Source organism: Pseudomonas sp. P8_241, assembly GCF_034008315.1.
GTDB lineage: Bacteria > Pseudomonadota > Gammaproteobacteria > Pseudomonadales > Pseudomonadaceae > Aquipseudomonas.
In genome coordinates this window covers 5,603,314-5,620,703 of record NZ_CP125377.1, presented here as the reverse complement: position 1 = coordinate 5,620,703, position 17,390 = coordinate 5,603,314, and the positions used below count along the sequence as shown (strand labels likewise).

Here is a 17,390-nt window from a genome sequence, read left to right as displayed (position 1 = left end):
TTAAAGAGTCTCTGATCCGGTCAAGCGCTTGATGGTGCCGCGCAGGGTTGGGCTGTCGGGTTGTTCCTTGAGGAATTTACTCCAGACCTGTTTGGCTTCGCGTTGCTTGCCATTGGCCCACAGCACTTCACCCAGGTGGGCGGCGACTTCCTGATCGGGGAAGCGCTCAAGCGCTTGACGTAACAGGCGCTCGGCTTCGTCGTAATTGCCCAGCCGGTAATTTACCCAGCCGAGGCTGTCGAGGACTGCCGGGTCTTCGGGATTGATCTTGTGGGCTTGTTCAATCAAGGCTTTGGCTTCGGCGTAGCGTGTTGTGCGGTCAGACAGCGTGTAACCGAGGGCGTTCAGCGCCATGGCGTTGTCCGGGTCGCGCTTGATGATCAACCGCAAGTCCTTTTCCATCTGCGCCAGATCATTGCGTTTTTCCGCCTGCATGGCCCGGGTATAAAGCAGATTCAAATCATCCGGGTATTGCTGCAAGGCTTGCTGCAACACGTTCCAGGCTTTGTCGGACTGATTGTTGGCGGACAGGGTTTCAGCTTCGATCAGGTACAACTGGATCACGTAATCCGGTTGTTCATCGCGCTCGGCCGCCAGTTTGCGCTGGGCTTCGGCGGTCTTGCCGTTGTTCATCAGGATATCGGCCTGACGCAATTGCGCAGGCAGGTAATCGTTGCCAGGGCCGACCTGGTTGTATTCGATCAATGCACCTTGCGGATCGTTGCGCTCTTCGGCGATGCGGCCGAGGTTCAGGTGTGCCGAGTCGACATGGCTGTCCCGGGCGATCAAGTCCTCCAGGTAACCTTTGGCTTCTTCCCACGCCTTGGCTTCGAGGCAAACCAAGGCAAGCGAGTAACGCAAGTCGTCGTCGTCCGGGTATTGCTGAACCAGGCTGGAGAATTCGGTCTTGGCGTCGTCCATGCGGTCCTGTTCGACCAGCATGCGTGCATAAGTCAGGCGCAAGCGCTTGTCGTCCGGGTATTTCTTGATACTTTTTTGCAGCAGCGGCAGGGCTTCGTCGCCGCGACCCAGAGTTTGCAGCAGACGCGCGCGCAGCAGGATTGGAGCGATTTCTCCATCGTCAGGCGGGTTGTCTTCGAGCAGGGTCAATGCGCCTTTGGCGTCACCGTCCTGTTGCATCAACAAGGCCTTGCCGAAAATCAGCTGGCTGTTGTTCGGATGACGCTGCAACAGTCGGTCGAAGCTGTTCATCAGGCCGGTGCGGGTGTCCTGGTCTGTTTCGGCTGCCGACAGAGCGAGGAAATCGAAATGGGTATCGCCCTTGCCCAGCAGGACCTTCTCCATATAGACCATGGAGTCGTCATAACGCCCGGCGCGTGCCAGTTGAATGGCCGCTGCGCGTTGAGCCTCAAGGTCGTCAGGGGCGTTTTTGGCCCAGATCAATGCGGTGTCGAGGGCCGCCTGATCGGCGCCAAGGTACTCGGCAATGCGAAATGCGCGCTCGGAAATGCCCGGATCCTGGGTATTGATGGCCTGGGTGACATAGTTGTCCAGAGCAATGTCGAAACGATTGCGCTGACCAGCCAGTTCGGCGCTCAACAGGCTGAAGACGGTGTCTTCGCTGAACGAGCTATAAACCTTGGGCTTTTCAGGGGCCGGCGCGCTGTCTTCAGCCGGCGGCGTACCGTCGGACGAAACGGGTGCCAAGGCCTGGCAGCCGCTGAGGAAGGCAAGAGCGAGGAGCAACGCGGAGGATCTATTCATATAGGAAGAGGACGACTAACCTGCGGTCGGATCATCATGACACAAGCTTTCGGCCAAACATAACCGCCCCGGCATTTTCCCGATGTTACAGGTCCCATGTAGGCGCTGCCGTAGGCTGCGATCTTTTGGCGTCTTCAGGTGCGCCGAAATCAAGATCAAAGATCGCAGCCTTCGGCAGCTCCTACGGAAGCCCATCGACTGCGCAAACGAGAACGGCTCGCAACGTCGGCGTTGTCTAACGGGGTGATAGAGATCGAGTAGTTGTTCTGTTTCCGTCGAAGTAGGACAATTGCCGGCTTCACGTCACCATCAGCGACTTTGAATGGCCTTCCTTGCACTCGGTATTAACCACAAGACTGCTTCAGTAGACGTCCGCGAGCGCGTGGCTTTTACCCCTGAGCAACTGGTTGAGGCCTTGCAGCAGCTCTGCCGACTCACCGACAGCCGCGAAGCTGCGATCCTCTCCACCTGCAATCGCAGTGAACTCTATATAGAACAGGATCACCTGTCGGCGGACGTCGTGCTGCGCTGGTTGGCCGAATATCATCATTTGAGCTTCGAAGAGCTGCGCCAAAGCGCTTATGTGCACGAAGACGATGCGGCAGTTCGTCACATGATGCGGGTCGCCTCCGGGCTCGATTCGCTGGTGTTGGGCGAACCGCAGATTCTGGGCCAGATGAAGTCGGCCTATGCCGTGGCTCGCGAGGCCGGTACGGTCGGGCCATTGCTCGGGCGCTTGTTCCAGGCCACGTTCAACGCGGCCAAGCAAGTGCGCACGGATACGGCCATCGGCGAGAACCCGGTGTCCGTGGCGTTTGCTGCGGTAAGCCTGGCGAAACAGATTTTCAGCGACCTGCAACGCAGCCAGGCCTTGTTGATCGGTGCCGGCGAGACCATCACTCTGGTCGCTCGCCATCTGCACGATCTCGGAGTAAAGCGCATTGTCGTCGCCAACCGTACCCTGGAACGTGCCAGCATTCTGGCCGAACAGTTTGGCGCCCATGCGGTGCTGCTCTCGGACATACCGGCGGAACTGGTACGCAGCGACATCGTCATCAGTTCCACCGCCAGCCAGTTACCGATTCTGGGTAAAGGCGCGGTGGAAAGCGCGCTGAAGCTGCGCAAGCACAAGCCAATCTTCATGGTCGATATTGCCGTTCCGCGCGACATCGAGCCAGAAGTCGGCGAATTGGACGACGTTTACCTGTACAGCGTCGACGATCTCCATGAAGTGGTCGCCGAGAACCTCAAGAGCCGTCAGGGTGCAGCCCAGGCTGCCGAAGAGATGGTCTCGGTCGGTGCCGAAGATTTCATGGTGCGCCTGCGCGAATTGGCGGCGGTCGACGTGCTAAAGGCTTATCGTCAACAGAGCGAACGGCTTCGCGACGAAGAGCTGCAAAAGGCTCAGCGTCTGTTGGCCAACGGCAGCAGCGCCGAAGATGTGCTGGTGCAACTGGCACGCGGCCTGACCAATAAACTGTTGCACGCACCGAGCGTGCAGTTGAAAAAGCTCTCTGCCGAAGGTCGCCTGGATGCGCTGGCGATGGCCCAGGAACTCTTTGCCCTCGGTGAGGGCTCATCGGATAGCTTTTCGGATAAGAAACCGCAATGAAAGCGTCACTGCTCAATAAGCTGGACATCCTCCAGGACCGTTTCGAGGAATTGACCGCCCTGCTTGGCGATGGCGAGGTCATTTCCGATCAGAACAAGTTCCGCGCCTATTCCAAGGAATACGCGGAAGTCGAACCGATCGTGAACGCCTATAAACAGCTGCTCAAAGTGCAGGGCGACCTCGAGGGTGCCCAGGCATTGCTCAAGGACAGCGACCCGGACATGCGCGAAATGGCCGTGGAAGAAGTTCGCGAAGCCAAGGAACGCCTGGTCGAACTGGAAGCCAGCCTGCAACGGCTGCTGCTGCCCAAGGATCCGAACGACGGTCGCAACGTGTTCCTTGAGATCCGCGCCGGCACCGGCGGTGACGAAGCGGCGATTTTCTCCGGCGACCTGTTTCGCATGTATTCGCGTTACGCCGAGCGTCGCGGCTGGCGGGTGGAGATCCTCTCGGAAAACGAGGGGGAGCACGGTGGCTATAAAGAAGTCATCGCCCGGGTCGAAGGCGATAACGTCTACGGCAAACTGAAGTTCGAATCCGGTGCGCACCGCGTGCAGCGGGTTCCGGCAACCGAGTCTCAGGGACGCATCCACACCTCGGCCTGCACCGTGGCGGTATTGCCCGAGCCGGACGAACAGGAAGCCATCGAGATCAACCCGGCGGACCTGCGGATCGATACCTATCGTTCGTCCGGCGCTGGTGGTCAGCACGTCAACAAGACCGATTCGGCTATCCGCATCACCCACTTGCCGTCCGGCATCGTGGTCGAGTGCCAGGAAGAGCGTTCGCAGCACAAGAACCGCGCCCGGGCGATGTCCTGGCTGTCGGCCAAGCTCAACGATCAGCAGACCAGCGCTGCGGCGAACGCCATCGCCAGCGAGCGCAAGTTGCTGGTCGGTTCCGGTGACCGCTCCGAACGCATTCGCACCTACAACTTTGCCCAGGGCCGGGTCACCGACCATCGGGTCAACCTGACGCTGTATTCGCTCGACGAAATCCTCGCCGGTGGCGTCGATGCAGTGATCGAACCCTTGCTGGCCGAATATCAGGCTGATCAATTGGCGGCGATAGAATGACGATCATTGCCAGTTTGTTGCGAGCCGCCGATTTGCCCGACTCGCCGACGGCGCGTCTGGACGCCGAATTGTTGCTGGCGGCGGCGCTGGGCAAGTCCCGCAGCTTCCTGCATACCTGGCCGGAACGCATCGTGCCGAGCGAAGCGGCGCTGACGTTTGCCGAGTTCTTGCAACGCCGTCGCGGCGGTGAGCCGGTGGCCTATATTCTCGGTCAGCAAGGTTTCTGGAAACTCGATCTGGAAGTGGCGCCGCACACGCTGATCCCGCGTCCGGACACCGAGTTGCTGGTGGAAGCCGCGCTGGAATTGTTGCCGGCTACGCCCGTCAAAGTGCTCGATCTCGGCACGGGCAGCGGCGCAATCGCCCTGGCCCTTGCCAGTGAACGGTCGGCTTGGAAAGTCACGGCCGTGGACCGCGTGCTGGAAGCCGTGGCCCTGGCGGAGCGCAATCGCCAGCGCCTGCACCTGAACAATGCCACTGTGCTCAGCAGTCACTGGTTCAGTGCTCTGGAAGGTCAGCGCTTTGAACTGATCATCAGCAATCCGCCGTACATCGCCGCAACTGATCCGCATCTGGTGGAAGGCGATGTACGCTTCGAACCGGCCAGCGCCTTGGTGGCCGGCATTGATGGGCTCGACGATCTGCGTTTGATCGTCGCCCAGGCGCCGGATCATCTGGAGGCGGGTGGCTGGCTGATGCTCGAACACGGTTACGATCAAGCCGTGGCTGTGCGCGACTTGTTGCTGGCCCGCGGTTTTGAAGAAGTCCACAGCCGCACCGATCTGGGCGGCCATCAACGCATCAGTCTGGGGCGCCTGCCGTGCTGAATGATCAGGAATTGCTGCGCTATAGCCGGCAGATTCTGCTGCAGCACATCGACATCGATGGTCAGTTACGACTCAAAGACAGTCGCGTATTGATCATCGGTCTCGGTGGTCTCGGTGCGCCGGTGGCGTTGTATCTGGCCGCCGCCGGCATTGGTGAAATGCACCTGGCGGACTTCGACACGGTCGACCTGACCAACCTGCAACGCCAGATCATCCATGACACTGACAGTGTCGGCATGAGCAAAGTCGATTCGGCAATCAAGCGCCTCACGGCGATCAATCCCGAGGTCCGGTTGGTCCCCCATCGCACGGCGCTTGACGAAGACTCGCTGGCAGCGGCCGTGGCCACTGTGGATCTGGTGCTCGATTGCTCCGACAATTTTTCCACCCGTGAAGCGGTTAATGCCGCTTGCGTGGCGGCCGGCAAACCGCTGGTCAGCGGTGCGGCGATTCGTCTCGAAGGGCAGCTGTCGGTGTTCGACCCGCGTCGTCCAGAAAGCCCGTGCTACCACTGTCTGTATGGGCACGGCAGCGAAGCCGAACTGACCTGCAGCGAGGCCGGCGTGGTCGGGCCACTGGTGGGGCTGGTCGGGAGCTTGCAAGCGCTCGAAGCATTGAAACTGGTGGCCGGTTTCGGCGAGCCACTGGTGGGGCGCCTGTTGTTGATCGACGCCTTGGGCACACGCTTCCGTGAGTTGCGGGTCAAGCGTGATCCGGGTTGCAGCGTTTGTGGGTCGAAACATGCGTGAAGCGCCGATTGGCGTGTTCGACTCCGGTGTCGGCGGGCTCTCGGTGCTGGCCGAGATCCAGCGGTTGCTGCCCAACGAAACGCTGATGTACGTCGCCGATTGCGGCAACGTTCCCTATGGGGAGAAAACGCCAGAGTTCATCCGTCAGCGTTGCAGCGTGATGGCAGACTTTTTCCAGCAGCAGGGTGCCAAGGCGCTGGTGTTGGCCTGTAACACCGCAACCGTTGCCGGGGTCGCCGACTTGCGACGCGATTATCCCGAGTGGCCTATCGTCGGTATGGAGCCGGCGGTCAAGCCGGCAGCCGCGGCGACCCGCAGCGGGGTGGTTGGCGTGCTGGCGACGACGGGCACGTTGCAGAGCGCCAGGTTCGCAGCGTTGCTCGACCGGTTTGCCACCGACGTTCGAGTCATCACCCAGCCGTGCCCCGGTCTGGTGGAGTTGATTGAACAGGGCGACCTGCGCAGTCCCGCGCTGCGTCAGTTGCTGGCTGGATATGTCGCGCCGCTGCTTGCTGCCGGCGCCGATACCCTCATTCTCGGCTGCACCCATTACCCCTTCCTCAAGCCGATGCTCAAGCAGATGATCCCCGATGACATCAGCCTGATCGACACCGGTTCTGCAGTTGCGCGTCAACTTCAGCGCCTGCTGGCCGAGGGCGAATTGCTCGCCGACGGACCTGCGCGTGAAGCGCAATTCTGGACCAGTGCCGACCCGGTTCATTTTAGAAATATCTTGCCGATACTGTGGAATACCTCTGGCATTGTGCGAAGCTTCAACAGGTAGGAAATTTCCCGGGGGGGAATACGAAGATTGGGTGAACTTCTGCTTAATCGCTGCCTTCTATAGGTTTGCAGGGTCAGGAATCAAAAAACCATACGAAATCGTTCGGAAAAGGAAGTTTCTAGTGAAGCGACTATTCTGCTTGGCCGCGATTGCGGCCGCATTGATGGGGCAAAGTTTTACCGCTCAGGCAGCAGGCGTGGAGTTCGCGGTGGGTCAAACCGGTGAATCGACCATGACCTATCGTTTGGGCATGCAATTCGACTGGGACCAGAGCTGGTGGCAAACCGATGTGGGTCGCCTGACCGGCTACTGGGATGGCGCATACACCTATTGGAAAGGTGACGAGAAATCCAGTAACCACAGTCTTTCGTTCTCGCCTGTGCTTGTTTACGAATTTGCCGGCCAGAACGTCAAACCCTACGTCGAGTTCGGGATTGGCGTGGCGGCGTTTGCCAGTACCGAGGTCGAAAACAACGACCTTGGCAGCGCCTTCCAGTTCGAAGACCGCTTTGGTGTCGGTTTGCGCTTTGCCGGCGGACATGAAGTCGGGGTGCGCGCGACGCACTATTCCAACGGCGGGATCACCACGCCGAACGATGGTGTAGAAAGTTACGCATTGCATTACACGATGCCGTTGTAATACTCGATACATGCATCAATTGTGGGAGCGAGCCTGCGCGCTCCCACAATTTTATTTTGGCAACTTTGTGATCAGCGATACGCCGTCGTAATGCCCTGGCGTTCGTCGATGCATTCCGGCGCTCCCATCTCGAACTCCCGGCATATCAGCGGGCGCTTTTCGTAGATAGTACACATCATCGTGTTGCGATCCAGCGCGGCGCACCAGCCGTCGTCCAGGCGCAGCATGACTTCCCCGCCCCAGTCATCGGTATCGATAAACCGTTCAGGCACACCCGTATCGGTGATCAACATGACCTCGAGCTGGCAGCAGCAGGCTGCGCAGGTCGAGCACGTGACTGCGGGTTCCGCGATTTGCGTGTGAGGGATGGTTTTCATGGTGCGCAGTGTAAGTCAGTCACCCTGCGCTGTGTGAAAGCTCTGACGGACGCCGCCTTTGACAACGCTTGCGGTGGTCAATCCTTGATCGGCGGGTTACTGCGCACCATTCGCTTGCCGATCTCCAGTTTCACCTGGTCAGGCAACCTGGACAATGGCCAGAGCGCAGCCATGAATGCCGCAGGGAAATTGATTTCCAGCGGACGATCCTTGAGTTGTTCGAAAATGTGCCGCGCGGCTTTTTCCACTGGCCAACTCAGAGGCATGGAGAAATCATTCTTACTCGTCAGGGGCGTTTCGACAAAGCCCGGGCTGATTACCGTGACTTCGATGCCTTCGGGCGCGAGGTCAATGCGCAGGGATTCGAACAAGTAACGCAAACCGGCCTTCGAGTTGCCGTTCGCTTCGGCTCGGGGCAATGGCAGGTAAGTCACGGCGCTGGCCATGGCCACTAGATGTGGCGCGGTACCGGCACGTAAAAGCGGCAAGGACGCTTCAGCGCAATAGGTACTGGCAAGCAGGTTGGTACGCACCACATGCTCGACGATCGACGCATCGAACTGTCTGGCATCCACGTATTCGCAGGTTCCGGCATTGAGGATGACCGTGTCCAGCGAGCCCCAGTACTCGGCAATCTGTTCGCCAATCTCGCGCACGGTTTGACTGTTGGTCAGGTCTCCGGGTAGCGCCAGCACTTGTCCCGGATATCGTTGCGATATGACTTTCAGGGATACCGCAGACCGTGAACTGACGGCCAGGTGTGCTCCGGTTTTCAATATTTCTTCAGCCAGCGCGGCGCCAATTCCGCTGCTGGCGCCCGTCAGCCAATATCGTCGTGGAGGTGTACGGCTCATCCTAATCTCCCATTCGGCCAGGTATCGGCCCAGCCCGGTTGTCTTTTATCCATCTTCGGATTACCGCGTGAAATCAGTTAATGGCGCTCTCATTTGGCTCGCCGACAGGTTGTCGTGACGGCAGGTTTTTGAAAGCGCTCAGGGCGCGGGTGCGGGAAGTGCCCAAATCGACAATTGGCGAAGGGTAATCGACCACACCGAACAACCCCCCCACGTTGGCAGGGTTGTGCACTTCTTTATTACTCAGATCAGCCAACTCTGGCAGCCAGTACTTGATGAACACTCCCTGCGGATCGAATTTTTCCGATTGGCTCAGCGGGTTGAAAATCCGGAAGTAGGGCGCCGAATCGGTGCCGGTGGACGAACTCCACTGCCATCCACCGTTGTTCGCGGCCAGGTCGCCATCGATCAGGTGGCGCATGAAAAAGCGCTCGCCTTCACGCCAGTCGATCAACAGGTTTTTGGTCAGGAACATTGCCACCACCATGCGCAGACGGTTGTGCATCCAGCCGGTTTCAAGGAGTTGGCGCATGGCTGCGTCAATAATTGGCAGGCCGGTACGTGCCTCTTGCCAGGCGGCGAGGTCACTGGGGGCGTCGCGCCACGCCAGAGCCTCGGTTTCGGGGCGAAACGCCCGATGCCGGGAAACCCGTGGATACCCCACCAGAATGTGTTTATAGAACTCGCGCCATAGCAGTTCATTGATCCAGGTCACGGCACCGGAACTTCCGCTCTCAAACTCTCCCTGATTGCTTTGTAGTGCCGCGTGCAAGCATTGGCGGGGAGAAATCACGCCTGCGCCGAGGTAGGGCGAAAGTTGGCTGGTACCGGGTTTCGCCGGGAAGTCCCGTTCGTCTTTGTAATGATCGATCTGCGCATCGGTAAAACTGGCGAGGCGACGGTGAGCTTCGGTCTCGCCGGCGGGCCAGAGGTCGCGCAGGCTGGCATTGGGCGCCGGGAACCCTTCAATAATGGAGGGGAGCGCATCGCTGTCGATGTCCAGCGGTGCTTGCGCCTTGGGTGCGCGCACCAGGCCGGGCAGCGAATGATGCAGTCGTTCATAACAGACTTTGCGGAACTGACTGAAGACCTGAAAGAAGTTGCCGGTTTTGGTCAGGACGCTGCCGGGCTGGAACAGCAATTGATCGAGGTAGCGGTGTACCTCAATACCTTCGGCCTCTAGGGTTCTGGTGACTGCGGCATCTCGAGCGGTTTCATGGATACCGTATTCGTCGTTGAGGTGCAGCGCGCCGATCTGCAACTGCCGACACAGGTCGAGCAATACTGCTGGCGCATCCTCCCAATACGGTGCCCTGCGGATCATCAGGGGAATATTCAACTGATCCAGTGCGTGGCTCAACTCGACCAGGTTGCGCAGCCAGAAATCCACTTTGCAGGACGCATCGTCATGGTCCAGCCATTGCTGCGGACTCAGCAGAAACACTGCCACACTCGGACCGCGAGCAGCGGCGGCCGCGAGTGCGGTGTTGTCATGCACGCGCATGTCGCTGCGCAGCCAGATCAATTGCATTTTCAAGTCCGTGCGATTCATTTAGATCAACCCACGCTGAACGAGTGCCTGATGTGCCGCCAATGGATCTTCGGCCAGGTACAAGTCTGCGATCTCGGTATTTTTTGCGGACAACTCGGCGTGGTGGATGCACACCGTTGGTCCGGCAATCATTTTTGGGCAACTGACGCCTTTGAAAAGTTTCGGCAGCTGCGCCAGGTTCATGGCTTTGCTGGAGTACAGCAAGACGCCTCGGGCCTGCAGAAGGTCGACCGCCAAGGCGAGTTCACCGACAGGCAGCGGCCAGTCGAATACCTCCACCGGGCAATCGGCGCTACTGACCAACCAGGCCGTCAGCCACAGGTGAGGTTCCAGGGGCAGGTCTGAATGGTTGATCAGCAGCAGTGGCGCGGTTCGCAACTGACGATTGTTATGGTAGATGCGTGCACCGAATTTGCTGCGTAACCAGGAACAAAAAAAAGTCCGCTCCATTCGTGCACCGAACTGGCCCTGCCAACGGTGTTCCAGGTTAGCCAGCAAGGGCATCAGTAATTGCTCGCACAAGGTTCTCGGCGGATACAGCGCCATGACCTGGTTGACGGTGTCATCGAGGGTGCGTTCATTGAGTCGGGTCACCGCTTGCAGCAGCGTCTGCAACAGTGCGTGCCAGTCGTTATCCACGACTTCACTCACCGCCTGCGGGGTATCGAGCAATGGCTTGACCTGACTGACAGCCACCCCACGGTTGAGCCAGGTGAGGATGGCCTGGATGCGTTGAACATGTTCGGCAGAGAACAGACGGTGCCCCTTGGGTGTGCGAAGCGGCACGATCAGCCCGTAGCGCCGCTCCCAGGCGCGCAAGGTCACGGCATTGATGCCTGTTTGGCGCGCTACTTCCCGGATGGGCAGCCAGCCGTCGTCCAGGGCTTTCTTAAAATCATGGCCGAGGTCTTCGCTGGCACTGGTGTCAATAGGGGCTTTCATTAGAGGGCATTTCGCAGGCTGAGATTTTCCGGATGCGGTTGCAGGTACACCTGCTGCGCGAGGTAGGGATCGGGATGTTGGCGCAAGTGATGTTTGAGCAGTGTCAGCGGAACCACCAGAGGCACGATACCTTGGTGATATTGGCTGATCAGGTGTTGCATCTCTTGTTTGTCTTCACGGCTGATGGCTCGCTTCAGATAGCCGGTGAGGTGTTGCAAGACGTTGGTGTGGGTGCGACGCGTGGCGCATTTTTGCAGGGCGACCATCAGCTCGCTGAAATAGCGGGGGCCGAGTTCCTTCGGGTCGGTATGGCCCTGGGTGCCGAGCAGATTGCCCAAGACTTTGTATTGCACCGGGTCGTGAGCCATCAGCAGGTACTTGTAGCGCGAGTGGAATACCGTAAGACCGCGCCGCGTCAGACCTTCTTGCAATAATTGCTGCCAGGCGCTGTAAGTGAAGACGCGGGTAAGAAAGTTTTCCCGCAGCACCGGATCGTTGAGTCGGCCGTCTTCTTCGACTGGCAGGTCCGGGTGCTGCAAGCAGAACGCCTGGGCGTAGATACCCCGGCTGCCGCCCTTCAGTGGCGTACCGTTGGCGCGATAGACCTTGACCCGCTCCAAGCCGCAGGAAGGTGACTTCTGCATGAAGATGTACCCGCAAATGTCACCCAGCTCTGCCGCCATTTTCCGCCCGTAGGCGGCCAACGGCTGGGTGACATCAAGGGTGTCATCACGAGTGCCGACGGCTTGCGGATTGTCCGGCTCGCCAACCAATCGGATCGGCTGGCGCGGAATGCCCAAGCCAATGGCTACTTCCGGGCAGACCGGGAGAAACTCGAAATACTCGATGAGGGTGTGACTGCACAGCCGCGATTCCTTGTGCCCTCCGTTGTAGCGCACGTCGAAACCCATCAGGCAGGCGCTGACGGCGATTTTCGGTTTGACTGGAATGGGCTGCATTGGAATGCCTCGAATCTAAACCTGTACAGACACTCAGGTCTGTACAACATACCTTTATCTTAGATTCGAAGTTGTACACGTCAAGTTTTGTGTATAAGTTTTTCGGTTTAATGCCCCTGCTTACTGCAAATGTTCGTGCAAACGGCGAGCGGCTTCCTGACCACTGAGCCAGGCACCTTCGACTCGTCCGGACAGGCACCAGTCGCCACAGGCATACAGCCCCAGATCGGCGTCTGCCAATGTGCCCCATTCGTGACTGCTGGCAGGGCGGGCGTAGAGCCAGCGATGCGCGAGGCTGAAGCTCGGCGCCGGCATGGAATCGTGCAGCAGTTCGGCGAATGCGCCGTGCAACTGTTCGATCACCGCCTCCTTGGACAAGTCGATGTGTTGTCGGCTCCAGGCACTGGTGGCGTGCAAGACCCAGGTGTCGAGGGTGTTGTCGCGTCCGGGTTTGCTGCGGTTGCGGGCCAGCCAGTCGAGTGGGCTGTCTTGTACGAAGCAGCCTTCCATAGGCGTTTCCAGCGGTGTTTCAAAAGCCAGGGCGATGGCCCAGGTCGGGTCCATTTTCACCCCGGCGGCGGCACCAGCGAGTTTCGGTGCCGAGGCCAGCAGCGCAGTAGCCTGCGGGGCCGGCGTGGCGATGACGACGTGGCTGAACGGGCCGTGGGTGAAGCCTTCGGCGTCCTGCAGATGCCAGTGCTCCTCACCGCGATAGACCTCGGTGATCCGGCAGGCGAAATGCACTTCAAGGTCGCCGAGCAGTGCGCGGGTGATCGCGCTCATGCGTGGCGTACCGACCCAGCGCGTTTGTTCATCCGGCGACAAATTGAGTTGGCCGCCGTGGAAGGTGTAAAGCTGCGGTGTCCATTCAGCCACCCAGCCGTTGGTCTGCCAGCGTTGAACTTCCGTGACAAAACGGCGATCGCGGGCCGTGAAGTATTGCGCGCCCATGTCCAGGGCGCCCGCATCGCTGCGCTTGCTCGACATGCGCCCGCCACTGCCGCGACTTTTATCGAACAGGTGAACCACGTACCCGAGGTCCGTCAGGGCCTGGGCGGCGGAGAGTCCGGCGATGCCGGTGCCGATGATTGCGATAGGTACAGTCATAGGGGCCTCGTTTACCTTTCTGTACAGACTACGCCGGGGTTTGAACCTGTACAATATTGTTTTTTGGTATAACTTTTAGCGTTCTCGATCCGACAGCTTGGCCTATTGTTAAGCATAGAGCCTGCTCGATACCAAAGATCCCTGCTTATAAAAATAGACTAATGGACAGGGTAAAACGCCACGCGAGGAAGAAGTCATGCACATATTGCTGACCGGCGGTACTGGTTTGATAGGACGTCAGCTTTGTCGGCGCTGGTCGAATCAGGGGCATCGGCTGACTGTCTGGAGTCGCACCCCTGAAAAAGTCGCGAACATCTGTGGCCCTCAAGTGCGTGGAATCGCCCGTCTTGAGGATTTTGGGCAGGAGTCGCTCGATGCGATCATCAACCTTGCCGGTGCTCCGATTGCCGACCGACCCTGGACTCACAAGCGCAAAGCCCTGTTGTGGAGCAGTCGAATCAAACTGACCGAAACCCTGCTGGCCTGGCTGGAAAGTCGCGGGCAGAAGCCGCAGGTGTTGATCTCCGGTTCTGCGGTAGGGTGGTACGGCGACGGCGGGGAACGTGAGTTGACCGAAGAGTCGCCACCGGTCGTTGATGATTTCGCCAGTCAACTATGCATCGCCTGGGAGGAAACCGCGCAGCGAGCCGAGTCATTGGGCATTCGCGTGATCCTCATCCGGACCGGTCTGGTTCTCTCGGCCGAGGGCGGCTTTTTGTCGCGGCTGTTGCTGCCTTTCAAATTCGGTCTGGGCGGGCCGATTGGTAATGGTCGGCAGTGGATGCCGTGGATACACATCAACGATCAAATCGGCTTGATTGATTTTCTTCTGCATCGCAGTGACGCTAGTGGTCCCTATAATGCGTGCGCGCCTGAACCAGTACGCAATCGCGAGTTTGCCAAGACACTGGGCAGCGTGCTGCGTCGCCCGGCCGTTATGCCGATGCCAGCCTTTGCCTTGAAGGTAGGCCTGGGCGAATTGTCTTCGTTGTTGCTGGGGGGCCAGCGGGCCACTCCGGTTCGCCTGCTGGAAGCGGGCTTCACTTTTCAGTTCACGGATTTGCGTGCGGCTTTGGATGAGTTGTCCAGCCGCCTTTGAAATAGGACGTTGCATGACCGATCACGCGTTGCTTCTGGTCAATCTGGGCTCACCTGCCTCCACCTCGGTGGCTGACGTGCGCAGCTACCTCAATCAGTTTCTGATGGATCCGTACGTGATCGACCTGCCATGGCCGATCCGGCGTTTACTGGTCTCGTTGATCCTGATCAAGCGCCCCGAACAGTCGGCCCATGCTTACGCTTCGATCTGGTGGGACGAGGGCTCGCCATTGGTCGTCCTCAGTCGTAGATTGCAACAGGCAATGAATGACAAGTGGAATCACGGTCCGGTCGAATTGGCAATGCGTTACGGCGAGCCTTCGATTGAGACAATGCTGGTGCGTATGGCTGCAGCCGGCCACAAGCGAATCACCCTGGCGCCGCTTTATCCACAGTTCGCCGACAGCACCACCACCACTGTGATCGAAGAAGCGAAGCGTGTGCTGCGCGAGCGAAAACTCGACGTTCAGTTGTCGGTGCTTCAACCGTTCTACGATCAGCCGGAGTACCTCGAGGCACTGGCCGCTTCGGCCAAACCTCATCTGGAACAGGATTTCGATCACTTGCTGCTGAGCTTTCACGGCTTGCCGGAGCGGCATCTGAAAAAGCTCAATCCGGGTCACAGCTTCGAGGGTGGCGGTGATTGTTGTGCCGGTGCGCCGCCTGAGGTGGTTGCGACCTGTTACCGCGGCCAGTGCCTGCGCACTGCCGCAGAGTTTGCCAAGCGCATGGGCTTGCCGGACGGCAAGTGGTCGGTGTCGTTCCAGTCGCGTCTGGGGCGTGCCAAATGGATCGAACCCTACACCGAAGCGCGCCTCGATGAGTTGGCCAAGAGCGGAGTTAAAAAGATTCTGGTGATGTGCCCGGCGTTCGTCGCCGATTGCATCGAGACACTGGAAGAAATCGGTGATCGCGGCAAGGAACAGTTCCGCGAAGCGGGAGGCGAAGAGTTGGTGCTGGTGCCGTGCCTCAACGATGACCCGCAATGGGTGCGGGCGTTGAGCGCGTTGTGCGAGCGAGCACCGTTGGTGCTTTAAAAACATCGCCAGCAAGCCGGCTCCTACAGGGTTGCGTACAGACCTGTAGGAGCCGGCTTGCTGGCGATGGCGTCACGCAGATCGACTTTAGATCAGCGGCTCATCCGCCTTCTTGTGCTTCCAGCTGTCATTGCCCGGCAACAACAGGTTCAACCCGATCGCCACCACCGCGCACAACGCGATGCCTTTGAGACCGAAGTCGTCCGGACCGGTGCCGGTACCGATCAGCACGCCGCCGATCCCGAACACCAGAGTGACCGAGACAATCACCAGGTTGCGCGCTTCGCCCAGATCGATTTTGTGGCGGATCAGGGTATTCATGCCCACCGCCGCAATCGAACCGAACAACAGGCACAGAATCCCGCCCATCACCGGCACCGGAATGCTTTGCAGCAGAGCGCCGAACTTGCCGACAAATGCCAGGCTGATGGCAAAGATCGCCGCCCAGGTCATGATTTTCGGGTTGTAGTTCTTGGTCAGCATCACCGCGCCGGTCACTTCGGCGTAGGTGGTGTTGGGCGGACCGCCGAACAGGCCGGCTGCCGTGGTGGCAATGCCGTCACCAAGCAAGGTGCGGTGCAGGCCGGGTTTTTTCAGGTAATCGCGACCGGTCACGCTCCCCACGGCAATCACGCCACCGATGTGCTCGATGGCCGGGGCCAGGGCGACCGGAACGATGAACAGAATCGCTTGCCAGTTGAATTCGGGCGCAGTGAAGTGCGGAATTGCAAACCACGGTGCGGCGGCAATCTTCGCGGTGTCGACAACGCCGAAGTAGAACGCCATGCCAAAACCGACCAATACACCGGAGATGATCGGCACCAGGCGGAAAATGCCTTTGCCGAACACCGCGACGATCAGGGTGGTCAACAACGCGGGCATCGAAATCAACATTGCCGTCTGGTAGTGAATCAGCTCGCTACCATCACCGGCCTTGCCCATCGCCATGTTGGCGGCAATCGGCGCCATGGCCAGACCAATCGAAATGATCACCGGGCCGATCACCACGGGCGGCAGCAGGCGATCGATGAACCCGGTGCCTTTGATCTTCACGGCCAGGCCGAGGAAGGTGTAGACGAAACCTGCCGCCATCACGCCGCCCATGGTCGCGGCCAGGCCGAACTGGCCCTTGGCGAGAATGATCGGGGTAATGAAGGCAAAGCTCGATGCCAGGAACACCGGCACCTGACGCCCAGTGACGATCTGGAACAGAATCGTCCCCAGGCCGGCCGTGAACAGCGCCACATTCGGGTCGAGGCCGGTAATCAGCGGCATCAACACCAGGGCGCCGAAGGCCACGAACAGCATCTGTGCACCCGACAGCACCGTGCGCCAGAGCGGATCGTTGAACTCTTGCTGCATGGTCACGCGTCCTTCTGCTTGGTGCCGAAGATCTTGTCACCGGCATCGCCAAGGCCCGGAATGATGTAACCGTGCTCGTTGAGTTTTTGATCGATGGAAGCGGTGTAGATGATCACGTCCGGGTGAGCTTTCTCTACCGCGGCGATACCTTCAGGGGCCGCCACCAGTACCATGGCGCGGATATCGCGACACCCGGCCTTCTTCAACAGATCGATGGTGGCAACCATGGAGCTGCCGGTGGCGAGCATCGGGTCGATGATCATCGCCAGACGTTCGTCGATTTCCGGGACCAGTTTTTCCAGATAAGTATGGGCTTGCAGGGTTTCTTCGTTACGAGCAACGCCCACGGCGCTGACCTTGGCGCCCGGGATCAGGCTGAGCACCCCTTCAAGCATGCCGATGCCGGCACGCAGGATCGGCACGACAGTAATTTTCTTGCCGGCGATTTTCTCGACCGACACAGTGCCGCACCAGCCTTCAATATCGTAGGATTCCAGCGGCAGGTCTTTGGTGGCTTCATAAGTCAGCAGGGCGCCTACTTCCTGAGCGAGCTCACGGAAATTCTTGGTGCTGATGTCTGCGCGGCGCATAAGGCCAAGTTTATGACGGATCAGCGGGTGGCGGATCTCATGGATGGGCATGGGGAAAGGCTCCGGCGGCGGGCAAAAAAACCGGCCTAGATTAATCTA

17 protein-coding genes are annotated in these 17,390 nt (G+C 59.2%); 8 read left to right on the top strand and 9 right to left on the bottom strand.

Translation table 11 applies throughout. The features are described from left to right. Positions 1-1,725: a tetratricopeptide repeat protein gene (locus QMK58_RS25175; RefSeq protein WP_053159708.1), complete on the bottom strand. Its 1,725-nt coding sequence runs from the start codon at positions 1,723-1,725 to the stop codon at positions 1-3. A 322-nt stretch (positions 1,726-2,047) separates the two neighbouring features. Between QMK58_RS25175 and hemA the strand changes: the two genes are divergently transcribed. From hemA to QMK58_RS25145, 6 genes are all read left to right on the top strand, one after another. After that, a complete protein-coding gene (gene hemA, locus QMK58_RS25170) occupies positions 2,048-3,337 on the top strand; it encodes a glutamyl-tRNA reductase (RefSeq protein WP_053159706.1) in 1,290 nt (429 codons plus the stop codon). Then, the gene (gene prfA, locus QMK58_RS25165; protein ID WP_053159703.1) at positions 3,334-4,413 is read left to right on the top strand and encodes a peptide chain release factor 1; all 1,080 of its coding nucleotides are present in this window, start codon (positions 3,334-3,336) and stop codon (positions 4,411-4,413) included. Before hemA ends, prfA begins: the two co-directional genes overlap by 4 nt. Beyond that, positions 4,410-5,240 carry a peptide chain release factor N(5)-glutamine methyltransferase gene (gene prmC, locus QMK58_RS25160; protein WP_053159701.1) on the top strand — a complete coding sequence of 277 codons (831 nt, stop codon included), beginning with the start codon at positions 4,410-4,412 and terminating at the stop codon, positions 5,238-5,240. Before prfA ends, prmC begins: the two co-directional genes overlap by 4 nt. Next, positions 5,234-5,989 (top strand): molybdopterin-synthase adenylyltransferase MoeB, encoded by a 756-nt coding sequence (locus tag QMK58_RS25155; protein ID WP_053159699.1) that lies wholly within the window; start codon positions 5,234-5,236, stop codon positions 5,987-5,989. The genes prmC and QMK58_RS25155 overlap by 7 nt, the downstream gene beginning before the upstream one ends. After that, entirely contained in the window at positions 5,982-6,773 is a 792-nt protein-coding gene (gene murI, locus QMK58_RS25150; RefSeq protein WP_320395583.1) for a glutamate racemase, read from the top strand. The genes QMK58_RS25155 and murI overlap by 8 nt, the downstream gene beginning before the upstream one ends. 121 nt (positions 6,774-6,894) lie before the next feature. After that, positions 6,895-7,413 (top strand): acyloxyacyl hydrolase, encoded by a 519-nt coding sequence (locus tag QMK58_RS25145; RefSeq protein ID WP_053159695.1) that lies wholly within the window; start codon positions 6,895-6,897, stop codon positions 7,411-7,413. A 71-nt stretch (positions 7,414-7,484) separates the two neighbouring features. Here the strand turns inward: QMK58_RS25145 and QMK58_RS25140 are convergent, their stop codons facing one another. The 6 genes from QMK58_RS25140 to QMK58_RS25115 all read right to left on the bottom strand — a co-directional run bounded on the left by QMK58_RS25140 (position 7,485) and on the right by QMK58_RS25115 (position 13,204). Beyond that, a complete protein-coding gene (locus tag QMK58_RS25140) occupies positions 7,485-7,790 on the bottom strand; it encodes a YkgJ family cysteine cluster protein (RefSeq protein ID WP_008153413.1) in 306 nt (101 codons plus the stop codon). A gap of 77 nt (positions 7,791-7,867) precedes the next feature. Then, positions 7,868-8,644: an SDR family NAD(P)-dependent oxidoreductase gene (locus QMK58_RS25135; protein ID WP_053159693.1), complete on the bottom strand. Its 777-nt coding sequence runs from the start codon at positions 8,642-8,644 to the stop codon at positions 7,868-7,870. Positions 8,645-8,717: 73 nt separating this feature from the next. After that, positions 8,718-10,175 carry a deoxyribodipyrimidine photo-lyase gene (gene phrB, locus QMK58_RS25130; protein WP_320395582.1) on the bottom strand — a complete coding sequence of 486 codons (1,458 nt, stop codon included), beginning with the start codon at positions 10,173-10,175 and terminating at the stop codon, positions 8,718-8,720. Between the two features lie 21 nt (positions 10,176-10,196). Further along, complete coding sequence (locus QMK58_RS25125) at positions 10,197-11,138, bottom strand: MerR family transcriptional regulator (protein ID WP_320395581.1); 942 nt, start codon at positions 11,136-11,138, stop codon at positions 10,197-10,199. Beyond that, positions 11,138-12,097: a DUF523 and DUF1722 domain-containing protein gene (locus tag QMK58_RS25120; protein WP_320395580.1), complete on the bottom strand. Its 960-nt coding sequence runs from the start codon at positions 12,095-12,097 to the stop codon at positions 11,138-11,140. Before QMK58_RS25120 ends, QMK58_RS25125 begins: the two co-directional genes overlap by 1 nt. A gap of 120 nt (positions 12,098-12,217) precedes the next feature. Further along, positions 12,218-13,204 (bottom strand): NAD(P)/FAD-dependent oxidoreductase, encoded by a 987-nt coding sequence (locus QMK58_RS25115; protein ID WP_053159687.1) that lies wholly within the window; start codon positions 13,202-13,204, stop codon positions 12,218-12,220. A gap of 196 nt (positions 13,205-13,400) precedes the next feature. Between QMK58_RS25115 and QMK58_RS25110 the strand changes: the two genes are divergently transcribed. Then, complete coding sequence (locus QMK58_RS25110; RefSeq protein ID WP_053159685.1) at positions 13,401-14,303, top strand: TIGR01777 family oxidoreductase; 903 nt, start codon at positions 13,401-13,403, stop codon at positions 14,301-14,303. Between the two features lie 13 nt (positions 14,304-14,316). After that, positions 14,317-15,339, top strand: coding sequence for a ferrochelatase (hemH, locus tag QMK58_RS25105; RefSeq protein ID WP_053159683.1), 1,023 nt, complete (start codon positions 14,317-14,319; stop codon positions 15,337-15,339). An 87-nt stretch (positions 15,340-15,426) separates the two neighbouring features. Here the strand turns inward: hemH and QMK58_RS25100 are convergent, their stop codons facing one another. Together QMK58_RS25100 and upp are read right to left on the bottom strand one after the other, a co-directional pair. Beyond that, a complete protein-coding gene (locus QMK58_RS25100) occupies positions 15,427-16,701 on the bottom strand; it encodes a uracil-xanthine permease family protein (protein ID WP_053159681.1) in 1,275 nt (424 codons plus the stop codon). Between the two features lie 2 nt (positions 16,702-16,703). Next, positions 16,704-17,342, bottom strand: a complete 639-nt coding sequence (upp, locus tag QMK58_RS25095) for a uracil phosphoribosyltransferase (RefSeq protein WP_053159679.1) — start codon at positions 17,340-17,342, stop codon at positions 16,704-16,706. Between the last annotated feature and the right edge of the window lie 48 nt (positions 17,343-17,390).

Bases quoted from the DNA above. Each gene is read 5' to 3' on its own strand.
- QMK58_RS25140 (WP_008153413.1), bottom strand. From the start codon at position 7,790: ATGAAAACCATCCCTCACACGCAAATCGCGGAACCCGCAGTCACGTGC.
- QMK58_RS25100 (WP_053159681.1), bottom strand. From the start codon at position 16,701: ATGCAGCAAGAGTTCAACGATCCGCTCTGGCGCACGGTGCTGTCGGGT.
- hemH (WP_053159683.1), top strand. From the start codon at position 14,317: ATGACCGATCACGCGTTGCTTCTGGTCAATCTGGGCTCACCTGCCTCC.
- QMK58_RS25175 (WP_053159708.1), bottom strand. From the start codon at position 1,725: ATGAATAGATCCTCCGCGTTGCTCCTCGCTCTTGCCTTCCTCAGCGGC.
- upp (WP_053159679.1), bottom strand. From the start codon at position 17,342: ATGCCCATCCATGAGATCCGCCACCCGCTGATCCGTCATAAACTTGGC.
- phrB (WP_320395582.1), bottom strand. From the start codon at position 10,175: ATGCAATTGATCTGGCTGCGCAGCGACATGCGCGTGCATGACAACACC.
- QMK58_RS25125 (WP_320395581.1), bottom strand. From the start codon at position 11,138: ATGAAAGCCCCTATTGACACCAGTGCCAGCGAAGACCTCGGCCATGAT.
- murI (WP_320395583.1), top strand. From the start codon at position 5,982: ATGCGTGAAGCGCCGATTGGCGTGTTCGACTCCGGTGTCGGCGGGCTC.
- prmC (WP_053159701.1), top strand. From the start codon at position 4,410: ATGACGATCATTGCCAGTTTGTTGCGAGCCGCCGATTTGCCCGACTCG.
- QMK58_RS25135 (WP_053159693.1), bottom strand. From the start codon at position 8,644: ATGAGCCGTACACCTCCACGACGATATTGGCTGACGGGCGCCAGCAGC.
- QMK58_RS25120 (WP_320395580.1), bottom strand. From the start codon at position 12,097: ATGCAGCCCATTCCAGTCAAACCGAAAATCGCCGTCAGCGCCTGCCTG.
- QMK58_RS25110 (WP_053159685.1), top strand. From the start codon at position 13,401: ATGCACATATTGCTGACCGGCGGTACTGGTTTGATAGGACGTCAGCTT.
- QMK58_RS25115 (WP_053159687.1), bottom strand. From the start codon at position 13,204: ATGACTGTACCTATCGCAATCATCGGCACCGGCATCGCCGGACTCTCC.
- prfA (WP_053159703.1), top strand. From the start codon at position 3,334: ATGAAAGCGTCACTGCTCAATAAGCTGGACATCCTCCAGGACCGTTTC.
- hemA (WP_053159706.1), top strand. From the start codon at position 2,048: ATGGCCTTCCTTGCACTCGGTATTAACCACAAGACTGCTTCAGTAGAC.